The 2,277-nt window shown below is 58.7% G+C and carries 2 protein-coding genes; both read right to left on the reverse strand.

The features are described from left to right. Window positions 1-1,709 precede the first annotated feature (1,709 nt). Entirely contained in the window at window positions 1,710-1,946 is a 237-nt protein-coding gene (locus IVB46_RS14965; RefSeq protein ID WP_247310179.1) for a zinc-finger domain-containing protein, read from the reverse strand. Window positions 1,947-2,126: 180 nt separating this feature from the next. Further along, window positions 2,127-2,277: sigma factor-like helix-turn-helix DNA-binding protein (locus IVB46_RS14970; protein ID WP_276010267.1), on the reverse strand; the 151-nt coding region annotated here is incomplete at its 5' end.

Below are 2,277 nucleotides of genomic sequence, written 5' to 3' on the forward strand. Positions count from 1 at the left end.
AATTATGCTATGTAGGCATTCAAGTTCCCCGAGCACGGGGTGATAGGTCAGGACGTACGCCTCATTTCGCGATGTGCCGGCATATTTCCTGGCAGCCCCGGATTGGACCTTGAGCCGACCACACCGAATAAAAATCTGGCGGATCAGAAAATATTCGGAACTCATCAGGCTCGAAGCCGTTATCGTGTCAGAGCAAGTATCTTTGGAAAGGAGAAATCCCCGAAAAAGAGAAAGCTCGAAAGCCCCGTCATTCATTTCGGTGGATGGCGGGGTTTTTAACGCGCCGCAAAAAGGGATGCCGATTTTGCATGGGGAATTTCCGGCCCCTCTGACGGGTCGCTCCCACGACAGCTTTGGCCGTCGTCGGCATCGAGTACCCAGTTCATCGGCTCCGTCGTGATGGCTTCGCGCACTGTCGCAGGGCGGCGTATGATTTGAGTGCCGAGTAGATGGGGACGTTGCCGTCCCCATCCCTCACAGACCCGGACGTGCAGATTTCCCGCATCCGGTTCGAGAGATTCGCTCGCGGGCGTAGCCATGGAGGATCTTGACTGAAGGCAATGGATGCCGTGCCAGGAGTTCGTTGAAGCGGGCCCATCGGACCACGCCTTGACGATCACGCCGTGACAACCACTTGCGCCAGATACGCACCACTTGATTGGCGAACCAGCGCAAGCGTCGACTGTTGCCGCCGATGCCGTAGTAGGCGAAGTGGCCCCGCATCATAGAGGACAGATGGCGATGCTGGTCGCGAAGGGACCAGTGGCGGTTTTTCCGACACCAGCCACTAACTGCGGCCACTGCGCGGGCAAACCGGCTTTTGGCCGTTACTTGCCGAACCGTGTCCTTACCGTTCCGAGACCGTCCCCAGACATGGGTCAGGCCAAGGAAGTCGAAGGTGGTCCCATCCGTCTCCGGGTGGCGCGCGCTCTGTGATCTCTTTGGGCGGAAGTCGACGAGGCGCGTCTCATCGGGGTGGAGGGTGAGTCCATACCGTGCGAGAAACTTACCCAGGACCGACATCACGCGTTTGGCGTCGACGATGTTGTCGAACGCACCGCGAGCGCGCCTACAAGGGCGGCCGGTGCGAGCACTGGATCAAGGTGAAAAACAGGAAGCGCCCGGCCTACAGTCGCGTCCTGGATCATTTCTGGAGTCATCGAGTTTGATCACCTCGGTCCGCCTTCATGGTCACTCCCTTGCCGTCATGCGCCGGAGGCCAGTAGTTCCTGCGCGAGCGCGGCTTTCTGACTGTCTAGCCTGTCGCTGACACGTTTAAAGTTCTCGACGACGAATGTGTCTTCGATGATTTGATCTTTCGTGGAAGTAAGGTGCCGGTACATATCCTGCAAAACAGGATTCAGCTTCTCGTCCTTCCATTCGGCAATCTTGTAGGCGGCGTCGAGATCGTCGGCGTGGTTCTATCCGGTTTGGTTCGGTCGATAAAAACTATGTAGCAGATACTTTCGTTCCTGACTCTACAGTGGACATGGATCTTCCAATTCATCCCACGGATGATCCGCGACGCGATCTATGGCTTGGTCGCGCGCAACCGCTATGGCTGGTTCGGCCGTCGTGACGCTTGCATCCTGCCGAATTCGGATCGTTCGTGGCCATCGTGAACCGCCCCGAAACTGCGGGACGATAGCGCCTGGCGCTGGTTGGCTGCGGCCGGCATGACGAAGGAAGCAGCGTTACTGCAATTCAACTCAGTCCGTATCACGGTAAGCACAATCTGCCGGGTCAGCTTCGTGTGCGCCCAAGCTTGGATCGAAGCGGAATAGCGTAGAGCAATAGGGGCAGACGATCTCACTGGCATCGCCCATCTTGAGGTAGATGTGCGGGTGATCTTGCGGCGGTATATCCCCAATGCACTTGAACTCGCGGCAACCAATGCGCACGATCGGCACCCCGACTTCATTATGAAACGTCGGATAACTTTCCATCTACAGCGCGCGGCTTAGGCGCCCGGTCGACGATGCAAAGTGCCGCGCATGGATCGTCGAGCGAGGGCTCGATCAGCACCCGGTGAGCGGCGCCCCTCTCGCGTCGCTCGGTTGCCGTAAAACGCACCCATAGCGACACGTCCATCGTCAGTTTCTCCCACCACGGGAGAGGGTTGGAAGCTAAAGCACCTGCAGTGGCTCCGGGGTCGCTATCGCCGCGACGCGGTGCTTCACTGCGTTCTGCACCTTCGCGAAGGCGCCCACCTCGATCTGGCGCACGCGCTCGCGCGAGACGCCGAATTCCTCGGCCAGCTCCACGAGCGTGATCTGG

The sequence above is a fragment of the Bradyrhizobium sp. 61 genome (assembly GCF_023073075.1).
In the GTDB taxonomy this organism is placed as follows: Bacteria; Pseudomonadota; Alphaproteobacteria; order Rhizobiales; family Xanthobacteraceae; genus Bradyrhizobium; species Bradyrhizobium barranii.

Coding starts and splice junctions, on each gene's coding strand:
- IVB46_RS14965 (WP_247310179.1), bottom strand. CDS start 1,946: ATGGAAAGTTATCCGACGTTTCATAATGAAGTCGGGGTGCCGATCGTG.